The following is a 16277-nucleotide window of genomic DNA, read 5'->3' as shown; positions in this document are numbered from 1 at the left end:
ACCTCGCCACGCCCCGGCAGGCCAGGAAGGCCTCGTCGGCCACGCCCGCGGAGGGGGAGCTGCGGGCGCCGAGCAAGGCCCTGCAGCGGTACGTCGAGAAGAACCCGGGCCTGCTCACCCTGGAGCAGATCGCCGAACTCGACGGCCGGGAGCAGGGCCGCTCCAAGCCCACCGCCCCGTCGACGATGCGGGCCTACCGCTCCCGCGGCCTGCTGGCACCCCCGGACCGCATCCCCAATGACGGCAAGGCGCCCGAGGTCGACCAGCCGATGTGGGAGCCCGCCACCGTCATGCCCTACCTGCTTCGGCCCCTCGGCCGGCGCGACACCGCCGCGTCGAAGTCCGACCAGTAGTCCGACACGCTCCCGCCCCGACCCTTGAGGACGTCCATGACCAGCCGCATCGACGAAGCGGGGATCAGCGCCCGGTACGGCGTCAAGCCGAAGGACGTCCGCGCCTGGACGACGCTGGTCAACTTCCCGCCCGTGGGCGAGGATGAACTGCGGGACACCGTCATGGTCGACGCGTGGGTTCAGGCCATGAGGCCGCAGTACTGGCCGCCCCAGCAGGACACGCCCGAGGCCGGCGTGGCTCCCGCCCCTCCTCGGACGGCCAAGGCGAAGAAGGACGCGGTCGCACCCCCTCCGGTCACCGAGACCCGATCCGAGATGGCCAAGCGGTTCGACATGACCCCCAATGCCGTGGACGCCTGGACCAAGGCCGAGGAACGACGTGACACCAGCGGCAAGGTCGTGGCGACCGCTTTCCCGCCCCCCTTGGCAGACGGTCGTTGGGAGGCGACGGCGGTGGATGCGTGGGTTCGCATTCACCGACCCCGCGTGTGGGCGGCCTACACAGGTGGCGAGCCGCAGTACGCGAAGCCTCTTCCCCCAGGAGATCCCAAGGATCTGCTGAACATCACCGAGTACGGCGTAATCCGCGGGAACTCGATCAGCGGAAAACCTGCTTCACGGCGGACCATGCAGTCGTACCTCCTGCGAAAGCAGATTGCCTCTCCCGACCGGCGCCCGGGCGACCGTAAGCGTCCGGAGGTATTTGAGCCGATGTGGTTCCGGGAGACGATTTACCAGGAAATCCGCCAACGCCTGACGCGAGGTAAGTCGCAGACGGATAAGAAGGCCGCAGAGAGCTAGGGAATCGGCGGTGTGGTCGAGGTCTCCGGGGGCGCAGCCTCCTGTTACCCGTCCGAGCGTGCTACGCAGCATGCAACCCCCCTATCGCCATGTTGCTTAATTGGATATATCGATGTAGTTTTGGGGTGTCGGCGGGTGAACCTCTCCCGTTCGATGCGGACCAGGTACCACGGGGGTACTGGTGCGCGATCTGCAACGGCATCCCCCAACCGAGGAGGTCTGCGATGCAGTCAGACCCTCGTCTCCCTGATACCGACGAGTCCGAAGCCCGGGAGTTCTTGGAACTTCTCGAAGGCGCCCCGTTCTCGGCGCCGTACACGGGGCAGGTCATCGACTGGCTCATCAGAGACAGCACGGTGCACGCCTCCGGCATGTTCTCGGCGGCCCGGGCAGTCGCCGCCCTGTGGCACTACGCCGCCGGACACGACCTGGGCGCGGGCGAGATCGCCGAGCGTGTGCGCGATGTGGCACACGCCATGTCCCTGGTGGCGGACGAGCACTACGCGGCGGACTCCAGCCCGTGGCGCCTCCCAACCGTACGCGGGCGTAGCGTGCGCGACTTCTGCGTGGCCGCCGGCCGCCGGCGGAGCCTGACAGGTCCCGGACGAACCGTCGTGATCGCACGGGACGCCCACGAACACACCGTCTACCGCCCCGTCACAGGCCCTTCCTCCTCCGAGGCGACCGCGGAAGCGCTTCGGCACGAAGTGCTCACCGTGCTGGCCCCACATGTCCACCTCGCCGATCGCCGCTCCTTCCAAGGAAGTGGAGTCCTCGTGGAGAGCCTCCGCGAGCGTGTAGAGGTCACGTGGTGGTCTCCGGACGAGGAGGCACGGTCCGATCACCAGCATCCCGCCTGGATCACCGGCGGGGTACGCCTCTTGTGCTCGGCGCTCCTTCGCGGCGAGGGCATGGAGGCGGCCGTCCAGCCCGACGGCGCCCTGCTCGTCTCTCGGTGAGCAGCCCTCCCTCTTGCGCGGCCCTCGGCCCGCTCTTCAAGGAATCACGATGCGCACCTCACGCCGTTTTCTTCTCGGCCTTGCCCTCGGCACGCCCGTCACCGTCGTCATCTGGTATGCCACCGGCGACGCCGAAGTCGCGATCGCCCTGGGGGTGACGGTCCTGGTCCTCGTCTGGCTCGGACGGTTCATCCTCGACGAGTTGCTCTGAAGACCACCATCGCCTGCCCGTCTCGTCCTGGATCGCAACAGCATGAACAGCACTCCTCCCTTATCCCGCTCCTACGAGCGTCTCGTCCAGCTCGTCGCCGACGACGTCGGCAACGCGGCGGCGGTCTCCTGGGCGCATGCGACCGCAGTCGCCCACCACGGCGTCCGGCACGGCCTGGTCGCCGCGTCCGAAGCGCCAGCATCGCCCGATGCCGTGCGCCGGGTTCTGGACGAGCTGGCCGGTGCTCACCCCGCGCTCTCCGGCTTCCTCGACCCGCAGGCTGTGCCGCTCTGGTCCGCACCGCTCAACACGACCTCCTGGACAGCCCTTGCCGAATTCTGGGAAGCAGGTGCCGCCGTCCATGACGGGCCGCACCGAGTCGACGGCTACCGGCTCGGTGACGCCTATCAGGCGCTCTCGCGCGACGCCCGCAGGTCGAGAGCCCTCTGCCAGACCCCGCCGTGGATCGCCGAACTCCTCCTGGAGCTCTCACTGGAGCCGGCGACCGACGAGGTCGGCCCCCAGAACGTCCGCATGATCGACCCGGCCTGCGGCACGGGCCACATCCTGCTCAGCGCCTTCCACTTCGCACGCGTCTACCGCCGCCGCGGCCGCGGGACCGGGGCGCTGCCCGGCACACAGGCCTCGATCGAGCGGGCTCTGCAGACTGTCCGCGGCGTCGACCTGGACCCCTACGCGGCGCTCCTCGCCCGATACCGGCTGCTCGCCACCAGCGCCGCCATCCTCCACTCCCGCATCGACCAGCTCCCGCCCTCGTGGCCGGCGCATGTGGCCTGCGCGAACTCCCTGCTGGCCCGTGACGAGCCTCTGCTCGCGCCAGGTCAGTACCACTGCGTCGTCGGCAATCCGCCCTACATCACGGTGGCCGACGCTCGACAGCGGGACCTGATCCGCAAGGCGTATCCGCGCGTGGCAGCAGGGAAGTTCCCCCTGGCGCTGCCGTTCTGCGAGCTCATGTTCTCCCTCGCGGTCCCCGGCGGGCACGTCGCCCAGCTGACCTCGAACGCTTTCATGAAAAGGGAGTTCGGCCGCAGGTTCGTCACCGAATACCTGCCCCAGTTCGACATGCAGTGGGTCATCGACACCTCCGGTGCCTACATCCCGGGCCATGGCACGCCAACGGTCATCCTGTGCCATCGCGTGCGCCCGCCGCAGGGCGACACGGTGATCACGGTGCGGGGCGTACGGGGCGAGCCGACCATTCCCACGGACCCGGCCCGGGGCAAGGTGTGGTCGGCGATCGCCGAGGCAGTCCGGTACAGGCTCGCCGAGAACCGACTGAAGAAGGCCCTCGCCCAGCGTGATAATATTGCATAATTGGAATTATCCAAGTAGAATTGAGCTACAGCGTCGGCTTCACACCGCACCACCTAGAACGGCACGGTGCACGGCGCCGTGGCACCCCTCACCCGGAGAACCATGCCCGACCGCCTTCCGCAATCCGCACCCGTACCGGCACGCGCCGGCACCTCGCGCCGGACCATCTCGGGGCTGGCGGTGACGGCAGCTGCCGCCACCGGAGCCGGTATGACGGCCCAGGCCGCCACCGGGATCACCTCAACCGGCATGGCCGTCGTCGACTTTCTGGCGCGCACCGCGATGCACTCGGCGTACAGCGTCGCCATCGTCAGCAGCGCGACGCTCGCACTCGCCGCTGCCTCCTGGAGGTGGCCGCACCCGCCGTCGCCTGCCCCCAACAACTCCGAGGACTCGACATGACCTCTTCGTCCACGACCACCAACTCCTCGACGCAGCACACGGATTCCGACGACAGCCGCACCAGGCGCGGACGTGGGCGCGGCTTCATACGTCAGTCCCTGGAAGCCGGCACTCACCCGGCAACTGGGCGTCCGCTCGCCGCCTGTGGAGGCTGCGTTCACCTGAGGGTCAAGCGACTCGGAGATCAGTCCGAGCACTTGAAGTGCGGTCTGCTCATCGGCGTCGGGCGGCGGAACGGCGGTCCCGACCTCTACAAGGAGACGCCGGCGTGTGTCGCCTTCGAGGAGGCACCCGGGGTGCAGACCGACGCCGGTGCACGAGCGGCATGACCCCTCCCGGCGCTCCCGGCGGGGCCGACCGGCAATCCGCAGCGACGCCACGCGAGCGGGGGCCGGCCGGGGGCACCCGCCTGTTGGTGGGTGCCCCCGGGCGGCCGTCGTCACCGGGCGGAGCCGCCGCCGGCCGAGCGGCCTACGTCCCGCTCGGTCCTGTCACAGCTCTCTGATGTGCCCCTGGAGGAGCAAGGTCCGATCCGACCCCAGCATTTCCCGACTGAACGGCCCTGGCAGCGAGCTCAGCTCCCGCCGGGGCCTCGCGTGTTGCCCGTTGACTGCCATCCCGGCACGGTGCCAGCAGGTGCGCCGGCCGAAGGAGCCCCTCTTCATGCATCCGACCGACCTCTCGGACGAGGTCCTCATCCGAACCATCACCGCGGCCCTGGAGGCCGACGGGATCCTCACCTCCGCCTCCTTCGACGTCGTGGTGTCCCGCCGGCGCACTACGCACGCGGTAACGACGCGACCGGACGGGCGACGGGTCGTGCGCATCCTGCCGACGTCCACGGCCGCCGAGATCACCCAGTTCGTCCGACTGAACGCTTCACGCCTGGCGGATCACGCCCGGCAGATGGCCACGAGGGCGCCCCGGCATCCGGACAGGCGCCTGACGGACGGCTGCGAGCTGTTCTGGCTGGGCCACAGCGTCCGGCTCCACCTGGTCGACACGCCCGTCCCGGTCCACATGAGGCAGCAGGAGGACGGAACCGGGCTGCTTGTAGTCCACCGCGGCGACCTTGAACGGTGCGGCGCGCAGCCGATTATCGACTGGTACGCGCGGGCCGGCCGGGCCTGGCTGGAAGGCGCGGCGCCGGCGCACTGGGCGCGCCTGCGCACCCGGCGTCCGCTCCCGCGGCTGGAGGTGCGCGACCTCGGCCGGTGCAACGGGGCCATCTACCAGGAAAGCGCCCATCAGTTGACCTTGCACTGGGCGGTCTTCCAGCTGCCGCCGGTTCTTCTGGAGTACGTCCTGGTGCACGAGCTGGTCCACGGGACGCGTCCTCGGGGCCGTTCGCACGGACCCGAATTCCGGACCCGGCTGCTGCGCGTCATGCCTGACGCGCTGATCCGTCACGAGCAGTTCAGGGCGGCGTACCGATTCCTGTGGATCGGCACCACCCCATAGAATGCATAACTGGAATTATGGATGTAGTCTAGATGTTCGTTAGCGGATCACGGCGCTCACGGAGCGGCCGAACTGTCGCCGCCTCAGCCCGTCGCGCCCCCGGCGCGCTACTTCAACGCAGAAATACAGCGGCATGCACACCCAGCCTTCCGGCCGGCCGGCCGAATGGTTCCCTTCCTCCATCACCCTCGACGGCTCCGGGCCGTACCCGGCCGAAGTCCTCGGCCATCGGCGCGACGGAATGACGCTGCCCCGCTTCGCCCGCGAGGTCGCGCACCGCATCACGGCCGACCTCCTACCCGGCCATGCGCGCGATTTCAGCCTCCTCCTCAGCAACGAGGCCATCGAGATCCTCGGCCCCGGCACTCCGGCGCAGGTCCTGGAACTCTGCCGGCCGGACGCCGAAGGGCGCTATGCCCTGGGCCACGGAATTCTTCCCTGGCAAGAGCACACCACCGCCGACGCCGCGGACTTCGCCCGGACCCTCGATGAGGTACGCGCCGGCGCGTACCCGCCGGCGGCCCTCGACGCGTGGACGGTCGCCTTCGCCGACCACGGACACCGGATGGCCCTGCTCGCCGTCTACCGCACTCCGGACGAAGACGCCGCGGCCTACGACGCGCTCTACAACGTGCTCTACGCCAGCGGCCTCTCGTCGTACGAGATCACAGCGGCACGCGCCGACGACGCCGAGCTCACAGCCCGGCGCCACTTCAGCGGCCAGCGCGCCCACGTCGAACCCGACACGCTCGTGTGGCCGACGATCGCGCCCGCCACCCGGCTCCCCATCGGCCCCCGCTGAGCACTGCGCCGACCACACGGTCCCCCAGCACCACGTACGAAAGACAGCCCACCCATGGCACCATCCGACATCTCCACCCGCCTCGCGGCAGCGCTCGCCTCCGCCCGACAGCCCACGCCGGTGGCCTTGGTCCCGGCCGCCTCTGCGCAGTCCGACGCCGCCGGGTGCGGTGATCCGGGATGTGCTCGGCACGCCGGCACTGCCGACTGCCCGCCCTTCCCGATCTCACGCCGCCGCGGCTCCGGCTTCGGAGACTCCGTCGCCGACGCCTGGTACCGCAGCTGCGGCAGCAGCCGCATGGACGTTCCGGCGGGCGTGGTCGCGGCCCTGGCCCTGTGGCCCATCAAGTCCCCGGGCGCCCTCCACGCCGGCCAGCTCTCCAACTACATCGCCGCGCAACCCCCTCGCGTGCTCGTCAAGGGCTACGCCGAGGTGTACGCCGCAACGTGGATGCTGCGCCCGGACCTCATGGACGTGGCAGCGCCGATCTTCCGCTGGACGGAGGAGGACCTCGACGAGCAGGCTCTGCGCGGCGTCGCCGCCGTCACCCGAGCCGCGCTGCGTGCCGGCGTGCTCCAGTACACCGGTGACAAGGATCCCTACTACCGCTCCGACATCGACCTCATGTCATGGACCATCACCAGCCTGCGGCACCACAGTTCACGCTGCGGCCTGGGCGAACACCACACGCCTCCAGAGGTCGCCGACCTGATGGCCCGCCTCGTGTACGACGGCTCACCGGGGACCGATGGCGACGGGGGGCGGGAACAGGCGTTCGGCGAGCCGGCTGCGGGCACCGGCGGCATGTTCCGCTCCATGGTGCAGGCCATGCGCGAACGCAGCGAGAACCCGCACAAGCACAAGTGGGTCATGCAGGAGCTCGACTCGATCGCGGCCGCCGGAGCAGCGGTCAACACCATCGTGTGGGACCTGGGCCCCAAGGCGGTCGTCGCGGTGGGCGACACCCTGGCCGAAGGCGACCTGAGCTCGAAGGCCTTCGCCCACCAGCGCACGATGCAGGCCCACCGAGACCGGCTTCGCGAAACCGCTGCCTTCGCCAAGGCGACCGCCGACGCGTTCGACATGGTCGAAGCCCTCGTCTCCGCCCGCGCCGCATGAACAGGAACACCATGTCCGCCCGCCCGCGCGATGTGACCTGGCTTCCGTCCGCACATGCCCGTCGGGCGTTCCTCCCCGAGGAGCCCGCCGAACATGCCCGGCGTCTCCTCGGCACGATCACGGCGCTGTGGCCCTCCTCGTCGTCGCTGGAGATCCCCCTGGGCACCACGGCGGCACTCGCCCTGCTCCCGCTGGCCGACGCGCAGAGCCCGGAACTCGCTCACGACGTCGCCGCGCTGGACCCGGACGATCTCGTCACGGTGCTGCGACAGACGTGGGCCCACCTGTGGCAGAGCCATCCGTACCTCGTGGAACGGTCCGCCCTGCTGTGGCGATGGCTCGCCGACCCGCCCCGGCAGACCGCGGAGGCCGTGACCGAGATGACGCACCACCTGTTCAAGGGCGGCATCCTCGAGTGGGGGGCCGCTCCGGAACGCTATCTGGCGACCGATCTGCTGGGCCGGCTGCTGCAGGCCCTGGGCAACCGCGGGGAGAAGAGCCGCCGCGGCGCGTTCCATACGCCGGACGTCGTCACCGATCACATGGTCGAGTACTTCGCCGGGGACCTCCCGCCGGGCACAGTCATCGGAGAGACGTCGGCGGGCTCGGCGGCCATGTGGCGGGCGCAGGCCCGGCTGCTGCGCGACCAGGGACGGGATGCCGCGCAGTACCGGTGGGTCGGCGCCGAGATCGACCCGCTCACCGTGGCCGCGCTCGGTGCGAACAGCCTGTTGTGGCGGCTGGGACCCGACGTGCTGATCGCCTGCGCGGACGCCCTCGCCGGCGACAGCGGCCTGGCGCAGGCGCACCGGGAGCGCGCCGAGGCGATCGCCCGTCGGGATGCGTTCCTGAGCAGTCCACCCCCACAAACCTAGATTGCATAATTGGATTTAGAGATGTACGGTGATGGTGTCGCTGAGGTCCTGTGAGCCCCGATCATCCCGCCGCTGGCGCCTCCGCGTACGCCCGCACACCAAGGAAGGTTCCCCGATGACGACCCTGCCCGGCCCCGTCGACGTCCGTCCGATCCTCGATCAGATCAGCCGTCTCCAAGACGACTACGCCGTCCACGAGATCCTGACCGCCGCTCACGAGCGCCTCACCCAACTCGAACTGACGCGGCTCGCCCGGCTGCTCACTCCGGTCATCGACGAAGTCCGGGCACGGGAAGACGCCCGCGCCCGACAACTCGTCGTCCGCGCGGCCACGTTCGAGCCGACCCCGTCCCGGCCCCAGCCGGTCCGCTACAGCGTGGATGCGCTGTATGTGCCGCTGGCGTCCCGGCGCGGACGGGAGTGGCGCGAACAGCTCGTGGTGCCGGCGGACCTCAAGCCGAAGGCGGAGCTGATTCTGCGCGGACTCACCAACGCCGCCCTGGGCTCTCTCGCCGCCGGTGAGGAGCTCTACCTCCAGCTCCCCTGAGCCGCAGCACGCCCACCCCCAGCGACACAGCCCCACGGGCAGGAAGAGTGGACCGACGTGCCCGCCGCTGCCCCTTCACCCACGCAGGAACTCATGGCCTCCCGGCACACCCTCGTCTGCCTCCCTCCCCTGAACGACCCGCACGACTGGGCGGACGCGATCGACCAGGCTGTCGCACCGTTCCCCGAAGACCTCTACACCTGGACCGCCTACGGGCGGTACGACGCCCACCTGGCCGCGCGTACGGGCACTCCGCCGGACGACGAGCACCTCGCCCAGTGCCCGCGAGTACGCCAGTCCCACATCCCGTCGGGCAGCGGCGGCCGTCGAAGCTCCCTGGACTTTGCCGCGATGCGCACGTCCCGCGCCGCGCAGGCCTCCGTGCTCCACCGGACATGGAGCAGTGCTACGGCCGCCATGCCCCCGGCCACTTCCCTCGCGTCCTTCGTCCAGCACCACCCGCAGGAGCTGGCCCGGGCGCGAGGGGAGTTCCACGCCCAGCCGCAGCTCCGACTCCTCACCGAGCTCGATGCGCCGCGGTCGCGCCGCCGCCGAGATGCCGAGACTGCCGCCCTGGTCGCTCTGGACCACGACGCGTTCGTCGAACGTGCTCGGCAGCGCGCCGTTCCCGGTGATCTTCTCCTGACGGTCGACGGGGCCCTCCACATCGACCCGTCCTTCATCCACCCCGACGACGTCGACGAAACCGGCGCCACGCGCTACCTGTCCCTGGCCAACAGCTACCTCGACGAACTCCCGCCTGACCACCTGGTGTTCAGCATTGACGGCCGAACCGCCGGCTAGGGCACCGCCCCTTCGCTCCGCTCTTCCGCCCCGCAAGGACCACACATGCTCGACCGACCGAATCCCTCCTCCCTGGCCGCTCTCGCCCCGCTCACGGGCGACACCCGCTGCTCCCGCCACGAGCCCGCCGCGGCCTCACCCCGCCCGTCCGCACCCCGCACAAGCGGATCGCGCACGTCGAAGGCGGGAGTGCCCCGCCGTCGCCGCAGCGACAAGGGCTGGGTCCTTGCACTGCAGGACGGCCTTCCCACCCGCTTCACCACCCTGGTGCTGCGCCGCTTCGCCCGGGACGTGCTGGGCACCGAATTCACCCGCTCGACCGGCACGAAGGTGGTCGAGGCCGCCTACGCTCGCAGCACCGCGGTTGAGCCCGGCCCTCCCGCGGGCCGCGCAGGCCGCCGCCGCGTCACGGACGGGGCCGGCTTGAGGTGGCACTTCGCGTACGAACCCGGTGAGCGTCCGGCGGTCATCCACCTCTCGTGGGAGCCGGGCTGCGGGCCCCAGGCCGCCGCTCGGGAAGCGGGACATGACGGCTGCGGGGGCTGGTTCGGATGCGCGGTGCCGCCCGCGTCCGCAGTGCCGAGCTGCCGTTGCGCTCCTCCGTCTCATCGCCCCCACCCGGGGCGATGAGACCCTCCGCTCCCGCTCGACCACCGGCACCGGGTAGGCAGGCCGCGCACCGGCCCCGCCGCGCACACCGACATCAAGGACGGTCCGCCAAGCAGATGGACACCCTCTTCAGCCCCAGCAGCCCAGAGATCCCGCAGGCCTCGGCACACGTCCTGGTTGTTCCGGCGCCCAGACCGAAGCGCAAGCGCAAGCGGGCCGTGCACCCGTCCGTGCCGTTCACGCCGTCGACGACCGTTCCCGACGAGCTGCTCTTGGATGCGGACTGGGTTGTCGTCTCGTCCTCGGGCGGGAAAGACAGCCAGGCGATGCTCTCGTACGTCGTCCGCCGCGCGAAGGCCCTGGGCGTGCTGCACAAGGTGGTCGTCGTGCATGCCGACCTGGGCCGTGCCGAGTGGGCAGGCACCCGCGACCTCGCCGAGCTCCAGGCGCGCCTCTGCGGCGTCCGCCGGTTCGAGGTGGTGTCATCCGGCCACGACTTCCTCGACCGAGTTGAGACCCGTCACGGCAAGCTGAAGGCGAAGGCGGAGAAGGAAGCTCTCGAGCGCGGCGAGGACCCGGCGCAGGCCGAGGTCGCGCCGGCCTGGCCGTCGAGCTCGGCACGCTGGTGCACGAGCGGCGAAAAGCGGGGGCCGATCCACACCCTGTACACCCGGCTCACCGACGAGCTCGCTCACCTGGGACGCCCCGTACGGATCTTGGCGTGCATCGGACAGCGCGCGGCCGAGAGCACCCAGCGGGCCAAGCTCGCCGAGGTGGAAATCGACCGCAGGGCAAGCAACGGCCGACGACACATCACGACGTGGCGGCCTGTCCATACGTGGAACGACCGGAAAGTGTGGCGGGAGATCGCCCGCTCCCGCTTGCCGTACCACCCGGCCTATGACTGGGGAAACCGCCGCCTGAGCTGCGTTTTCTGCGTCCTCGGGTGTAACGGCGACCTTGTGAACGGGGCCCGACGCGTACCGGAGCTCGCCGCGGCATTCGCCCGGACGGAGACCAAGATCGGCGCCGACTTCAAGAAGGGCCTCTCGATGCGGGAGATCATCCGGCGTGCCGAAGCCCTGGAGGCGACCGAGGGTCCCGCCGCGCGGCCGCCGGCAGGTACGGCGATGGCGGCACATGTCGGCCGGGCGGTGACGACGAAGTACCGCGCACGCCAGGCCGTGCTGTACGGCCTGGTCGCCTGATCTGCCCACCGTCCGGGCCGGCCGCAACCGGCTCGGTCAGCCCTCATAGCCCACGACACAGGGGAGCCACTCCCATGACCTCGCACCTTCCTGCCCGCTCGGGACCGATGCAGCAGAGCGTCCCGGCCGACGGGGAGCAGCGTGAGCGGCTCTACCTCGCCCTGCTGGACCTCGCTCCGGAGTTCAGGATCCCCTGCCGGCCCAGCGGCGCACTCCGGGACCTCACCGTCTCCCGGCACCGAAACGGCCCCAACTCGCCGTGGCAGTGGGCGCTGCACCGTCTTGGAGCAGGCCTCACGACGTTCGCCTGGGACGACAGCGGCTGGATCGTCGTCGACGACCGGGCCCACATGCTCGAACACGCGGTGTGGGCCCACCCCGTGGAGGCGATCTTCGAAGCTCAGCGGATCGCGCAGGCGGACGAGGACCGCGGCCACACCGAAGTGGAACGGATCAACGAGTGACTCGAGGGCGGCCGGGGCGCGCAGGCGCCCCGGCCACTCCGCCACGTCGTGGCCAGTTGTCACCGACAAGCACTCCCCGTCATTGCATAATTGGAATTATGGCAGTATGCTGTGAGTGCCGCTGGTGAGTACGCCGGGCGGCCGACGCCATCACACGCGCTGGCGCACTCTGCCCCAGAGCTGACATCCCCCGGAAGTGCCGTTGAACACCCCAGAGCCAGAGCCAGAGATAGATGCCATCAGCACGATGGACGCCGCCCGCATCGCTCTCAGGGAGACCACCCCGGAGGTTCTCGACGCGGTCTGTGCCGTCGTCGCGGAACTCTTCCCCGACGGCAAGTACCTCTGCGTCAACACCCTGACCGTCCACACGGCGGAGGGCCGCCGGACGGTCGGCCCCCTGGACCGCCGCCGGAGCCCGAAGTACCCCGACCACCTCGTGTGGGAGTGGCCGCTGGACCGGCTGCCCAAGCGCATCACGCGTCCCCACCTCGGCGTCCACGCGGACTCCAAGAAGCGCACCCTGAAGGGCCTTCTGAAACAGGCCCGGCGGGCAGGTGCCGAGATCCCGTGGGGCGATGTGGGCCGACACTACGCCCCACGACTCAGGCTCCGCTGACGCGGCGCCCCCGTTCCACCCCGACATCCGGGAGTTCCCCATGCCCCCCACCCCGCTCACCGCAGCGGCCGTCGCTCGTCTGCGTTCGGCGTCCGTGCACCCTCACGGTCACCTGCCCAAGGTCGGCCCGAGGCTGCTGCGCCTGTTCGTGACGGAGAAGTACGCCTATCGCAATGACACCGACGGCTACGTCCTCGACGGCCAAGCCGCCCTGGAGGACCTGAACCGCGCCGATGACTCCCGCCCGTTCATCATCACTGCCGCAGGCCGGCGCGCCGCCCTCAACAAGGCCCAGATCCAGGCCCTGACGGCAGAGGTCGGCCCCGACGGTCGGCTTGCCCGCGGGGTGCCGTGGCCGACGCAGCAGACCCTGGCGCGGCTCTTGCTCATCGAGTTCCGCGACGAACGGCGAGAGCCCGCCTCCGGTGACGGGATTCCGTTCCGCACCCCCCTCGGGGCCATGGTCGCCGAGGCGAAGCACCACACCACCCACCCCGACGACGGCTCGGAGCCGGACCCGTGCCGTCGGCCCCAGCGCGGTCGGCAGCCGGAATGCCCAGCCGCACCGCCCGAAGCGGGCGGACACCTGCCGCGGCGCGACGCGCCGCCCCGTGCAGGCACCTGAGGTGCTCGACCGGTCCCGCGACCCGCTGACCCCCGACGGGACGCTCGCGCACAACGGCGCGGCCCCGCCCACCCCGTCCACTCTGCCCCACCCCCGCACCGCCCTGAGGAACGCCGCCCCGTGACACTCGCCCGCCGTACGCTCGCCAGCGGTACGTTCACCATCACCGTCATCACCAATCCAGAACCCCCACCATCACCCTCGCCGCCTGACCACCCCAACCACACGCAAACCAGGCACCACGTCCTTGACGAAGGACATAGAGACACCCCCCCCGCCGGGTACGGGGCCGTCAAACTCTCGGCGCTGTAGCTCAGTTGGTAGAGCGCGGATCCTATAAGTCCTGGGTCGCGGGTTCGAGTCCCGCCAGCGCTACGCAACGCACACCACGCACATCGCCCTTGCCGCGGCAGCCGAGTCCGCGGTCTCGGCTCAGGAGGCGCACCACCATGTTGATCCCGTACGTCGTCAAGGACCCCGCCACCGGGTCGCTGTTGCACGGCGTCTTCTCACCGGAAGGCATCGTGGAGTTCGAGGGGGTCATGAAGGACTTCGGCAGCATGGAACTGACCCCGAACCTGTACTGGGCACCCGAGCAGAAGCAGTGGCTCCTCGCGCACGGCAACACCGGTACGGGTGCGCAGCTGGTCTACGAGGTCATCACCGCGCAGGACGCGCGCTCCTGGCTGGCCGACAACGACCACGTCGCGGCCGTCGAGCGGCACTTCGGATAGGAGGATGCTGCCGAAGAGGGCCCGTGCGGCGAGAGCAGCGGAGCAGTCCCGGCACGCCAAGTACCGCCGCGTCCGACATCGTGACAACCGTGAGACAGCCACCCTGGGGCCCACGCTGGGCAGCCGTCACATCTGCTGGTGCGGACAGGCCCACGGGCATGCGTGGCCCGGATCCACGGACGGCGCTCCCCACCCGCCTCCCGCATAGCCCCTCCCGGAAGGTGCCATGACACCGTTCTGCTTCCGCCCTCGTCGCTCCGACGAGGACTACGACACCTACGAACAGGCGTTCATCGGCGCATGGGACTTCTTCTGCTCCCAGCGCCGGCTCAACCCCTATCCCGCGCAGCCCACCGGTGACCGCTACCTCGATGCATGCAGCGCGTCGGCCGCCTACGCCGAAGGGCTCCGCCGGAGCGGACTTCGCGGTCTCCGGCGCAAGCTCGGCCGGCTGACGCTCCGGCTCGCGACTGTTGCGCCCTGCCGGCGTCCCCGACAAACCCCAGGAAAATGACGTGCCGAACAATCATGCCGACAGGAATCCGGCCGCGCAGATCGAGTTCCTGTACCTGAGCGCCGACAGGGTTGAGGTTCACGACTTGGCGTGGTTCTGCGACCACTGGTCGCGCGAATCGAGCTACAGCAGGTGGCGCCGCATTCCCCCCGCGAACCTGCTCCTGCTGGAGAGCGGCAGCACCTCGCCGGAGCTCTTCACTGTCAGCGGCGGCAGGTCGGAGGGCTTCACGCACCTGGACGGGCGGCGCTTGGCACGGCGCCGCGGCACGATCACCAGCGCACCGCAGTATCCCGATGCCGCCCCGGCCCATTACTCCTTCGACTACGGGGAGCACGATCCGGCCGAGGACGAGGCCCCCGTCGCCGACGTGGAGGAGCTTCGCTTCCCGGCCTGCGAAGTGCCCTCTGGCGACCGCACCGGCATCCCGGAGTCGTAGGCGAAGGCGGAACTTCAGCGGGCCCGCTCCGGACAGCGGCATTCGCGTCACGCCGTCCCATGCGGACGGCCCGGTCAAGGCGGTCACCTTGGCCGTTCTCCGGTGTCCCCACAACTCTGCCCGACCGCGGCGCCGGCCGGATGGCTCTTTTGGCCATCCGGCCTCGAACGTGCCTGAAGCCGCGGCGTCGGAACTGGAGCTCTGGCTGAATTTCGAGGCCATGAACAAGGAGGTACTCGTGGAGCGCCCGCTTCCCGGCAAGCAGCACGAAGAATCGGCGTGCCTGTCCGGCGTGCCAGCCGGCAACGCGGGGCTGTCCGACCGGGTCCAGCGCCTCGAACCCGGTATCGAGCAGGATCATCGCAAACGTCCGTGCACGAGGTGCCCCTGGGACCGGCGTGCTGACCTCACCGAGTTCTCGGACAAGGACATGGACATGCTGCGCCAGGCGAACGGGCGCCCGGCTGCCATGGCGCCGATGAACGCTCCCATCGTCTCCTGTCACCAGGACCAGCCCGGCACGGCACATGCCTGGCGCTGGTGTGCCGGGTTCCTCGCCGTCGTCGGCAACCACCACCTCGGCGTCCGCCTCGCGATCACCATGGAGGCTCTGCCGCCGGAGGTCGTCCAGGCAGGCGCTGACTGGCCGGAACTGTTCGCAGACCTCGACGAGTTGCTCGCGGTCAGGGCCCGGCAGCTCGGCGTCCTTGCCTCGCCGCAGGAAGGCGCGGCTCCCGGGCAGACCGACATCCACATGCCCAACTGATCTGCACAACACAGCAGTTAGCGGCATCGGCCACGCGACGACAGCATACGGAAACCCCCTGCCAGGCATTGCTTAATTGGATTTATTTAGGTAGACTGTATGTCATGAGCCCGACAGGCCATCACTACCCGTCCACCGCAGAGGATGACTCTTGACCACGCTGATCGACACGGCCGTCCACTTTCACCCGCAGGGCACCCCCGGAGCCTTGTGCAACAAGCACAACCGCCAGCTCCTCGCGGTCAACACGTGCCAGGTGGCCCGGCTCCAGGGCTACGACCACGCCATGAGCACCGAGGAGATCGAGGCGTGCTTCCGCGTAGTGAAGGGGGAGCGGTACCGCTACCGGCCGCAGCCCGCGACCTACGAGGCGGTGCGCTCCGGCCTCAGGGCCCCGCTGACCGCGTCGGACGCCGCCGACGACATCAAGGATCGCGTCTTCACCGCGGTCGACCAGGGGCACCCGGTCCTCGTCTCGGATGCCGACGGCAACGAGCACTACCTGGTCGCCATCCCCGCCACCCCCTGACGGGCACACCCTCCTCGGCTTCCGGCTCGGGGGCGGCCGCGCACTGGCGTGGTCGCCCCCGCTACCGCCCCACCAACCCGTACAGGAGCAGCGCCATC

General features: G+C 70.0%; 23 protein-coding genes, 1 tRNA gene and 1 pseudogene. All 25 read left to right on the top strand.

Annotated features, from left to right (window positions below; genetic code table 11):
• Window positions 1-353: pseudogene (locus ACIQMX_RS38805) on the top strand (hypothetical protein); the annotation flags it as partial.
• A 36-nt stretch (window positions 354-389) separates the two neighbouring features.
• Window positions 390-1154, top strand: a complete 765-nt coding sequence (locus ACIQMX_RS38800; protein ID WP_402485409.1) for a hypothetical protein — start codon at window positions 390-392, stop codon at window positions 1152-1154.
• A 224-nt stretch (window positions 1155-1378) separates the two neighbouring features.
• Window positions 1379-2113, top strand: coding sequence for a hypothetical protein (locus tag ACIQMX_RS38795; RefSeq protein ID WP_402485406.1), 735 nt, complete (start codon window positions 1379-1381; stop codon window positions 2111-2113).
• 49 nt (window positions 2114-2162) lie between these two features.
• On the top strand, window positions 2163-2324 hold the full coding sequence (locus tag ACIQMX_RS38790; protein WP_402485403.1) for a hypothetical protein: 162 nt from the start codon (window positions 2163-2165) through the stop codon (window positions 2322-2324).
• Between the two features lie 42 nt (window positions 2325-2366).
• Complete coding sequence (locus ACIQMX_RS38785) at window positions 2367-3662, top strand: Eco57I restriction-modification methylase domain-containing protein (protein WP_402485401.1); 1296 nt, start codon at window positions 2367-2369, stop codon at window positions 3660-3662.
• A 102-nt stretch (window positions 3663-3764) separates the two neighbouring features.
• A complete protein-coding gene (locus ACIQMX_RS38780) occupies window positions 3765-4064 on the top strand; it encodes a hypothetical protein (RefSeq protein WP_402485398.1) in 300 nt (99 codons plus the stop codon).
• On the top strand, window positions 4061-4393 hold the full coding sequence (locus ACIQMX_RS38775; protein ID WP_402485395.1) for a hypothetical protein: 333 nt from the start codon (window positions 4061-4063) through the stop codon (window positions 4391-4393). The genes ACIQMX_RS38780 and ACIQMX_RS38775 overlap by 4 nt, the downstream gene beginning before the upstream one ends.
• A 334-nt stretch (window positions 4394-4727) precedes the next feature.
• A complete protein-coding gene (locus ACIQMX_RS38770) occupies window positions 4728-5525 on the top strand; it encodes a YgjP-like metallopeptidase domain-containing protein (protein WP_402485392.1) in 798 nt (265 codons plus the stop codon).
• Between the two features lie 133 nt (window positions 5526-5658).
• Complete coding sequence (locus ACIQMX_RS38765; RefSeq protein ID WP_402485389.1) at window positions 5659-6327, top strand: hypothetical protein; 669 nt, start codon at window positions 5659-5661, stop codon at window positions 6325-6327.
• A 54-nt stretch (window positions 6328-6381) separates the two neighbouring features.
• Window positions 6382-7446, top strand: coding sequence for an N-6 DNA methylase (locus tag ACIQMX_RS38760; protein WP_402485386.1), 1065 nt, complete (start codon window positions 6382-6384; stop codon window positions 7444-7446).
• An 11-nt stretch (window positions 7447-7457) separates the two neighbouring features.
• Entirely contained in the window at window positions 7458-8321 is an 864-nt protein-coding gene (locus ACIQMX_RS38755; protein WP_402485383.1) for an N-6 DNA methylase, read from the top strand.
• A gap of 115 nt (window positions 8322-8436) precedes the next feature.
• Window positions 8437-8868: a hypothetical protein gene (locus ACIQMX_RS38750; RefSeq protein ID WP_402485381.1), complete on the top strand. Its 432-nt coding sequence runs from the start codon at window positions 8437-8439 to the stop codon at window positions 8866-8868.
• 93 nt (window positions 8869-8961) lie between these two features.
• Complete coding sequence (locus tag ACIQMX_RS38745; protein WP_402485378.1) at window positions 8962-9672, top strand: hypothetical protein; 711 nt, start codon at window positions 8962-8964, stop codon at window positions 9670-9672.
• Window positions 9673-9717: 45 nt separating this feature from the next.
• Window positions 9718-10302 carry a hypothetical protein gene (locus ACIQMX_RS38740; RefSeq protein WP_402485377.1) on the top strand — a complete coding sequence of 195 codons (585 nt, stop codon included), beginning with the start codon at window positions 9718-9720 and terminating at the stop codon, window positions 10300-10302.
• A 95-nt stretch (window positions 10303-10397) separates the two neighbouring features.
• Complete coding sequence (locus tag ACIQMX_RS38735; protein WP_402485375.1) at window positions 10398-11489, top strand: phosphoadenosine phosphosulfate reductase family protein; 1092 nt, start codon at window positions 10398-10400, stop codon at window positions 11487-11489.
• A gap of 74 nt (window positions 11490-11563) precedes the next feature.
• On the top strand, window positions 11564-11953 hold the full coding sequence (locus ACIQMX_RS38730; RefSeq protein WP_402485372.1) for a hypothetical protein: 390 nt from the start codon (window positions 11564-11566) through the stop codon (window positions 11951-11953).
• Between the two features lie 247 nt (window positions 11954-12200).
• The gene (locus ACIQMX_RS38725; protein WP_402485369.1) at window positions 12201-12572 is read left to right on the top strand and encodes a hypothetical protein; all 372 of its coding nucleotides are present in this window, start codon (window positions 12201-12203) and stop codon (window positions 12570-12572) included.
• A gap of 40 nt (window positions 12573-12612) precedes the next feature.
• Entirely contained in the window at window positions 12613-13197 is a 585-nt protein-coding gene (locus ACIQMX_RS38720) for a hypothetical protein (RefSeq protein ID WP_402485366.1), read from the top strand.
• Complete coding sequence (locus ACIQMX_RS38715; protein WP_402485363.1) at window positions 13184-13321, top strand: hypothetical protein; 138 nt, start codon at window positions 13184-13186, stop codon at window positions 13319-13321. The genes ACIQMX_RS38720 and ACIQMX_RS38715 overlap by 14 nt, the downstream gene beginning before the upstream one ends.
• A 178-nt stretch (window positions 13322-13499) precedes the next feature.
• Window positions 13500-13572, top strand: a tRNA-Ile gene (locus ACIQMX_RS38710).
• Between the two features lie 74 nt (window positions 13573-13646).
• The gene (locus ACIQMX_RS38705; protein WP_402485360.1) at window positions 13647-13931 is read left to right on the top strand and encodes a hypothetical protein; all 285 of its coding nucleotides are present in this window, start codon (window positions 13647-13649) and stop codon (window positions 13929-13931) included.
• A 226-nt stretch (window positions 13932-14157) separates the two neighbouring features.
• Window positions 14158-14445, top strand: coding sequence for a hypothetical protein (locus ACIQMX_RS38700; RefSeq protein WP_402485357.1), 288 nt, complete (start codon window positions 14158-14160; stop codon window positions 14443-14445).
• Between the two features lies 1 nt (window position 14446).
• Entirely contained in the window at window positions 14447-14884 is a 438-nt protein-coding gene (locus tag ACIQMX_RS38695; RefSeq protein WP_402485354.1) for a hypothetical protein, read from the top strand.
• A gap of 88 nt (window positions 14885-14972) precedes the next feature.
• Window positions 14973-15650 carry a DUF6283 family protein gene (locus ACIQMX_RS38690; protein WP_402485352.1) on the top strand — a complete coding sequence of 226 codons (678 nt, stop codon included), beginning with the start codon at window positions 14973-14975 and terminating at the stop codon, window positions 15648-15650.
• Between the two features lie 151 nt (window positions 15651-15801).
• Window positions 15802-16179, top strand: coding sequence for a hypothetical protein (locus ACIQMX_RS38685; RefSeq protein ID WP_402485349.1), 378 nt, complete (start codon window positions 15802-15804; stop codon window positions 16177-16179).
• The last annotated feature ends 98 nt before the right edge of the window (window positions 16180-16277 follow it).

This window comes from Streptomyces sp. NPDC091416 (assembly GCF_044756845.1).
Taxonomy (GTDB): Bacteria; Actinomycetota; Actinomycetes; order Streptomycetales; family Streptomycetaceae; genus Streptomyces.
This window is presented reverse-complemented; position numbering and strand designations above follow the sequence as displayed.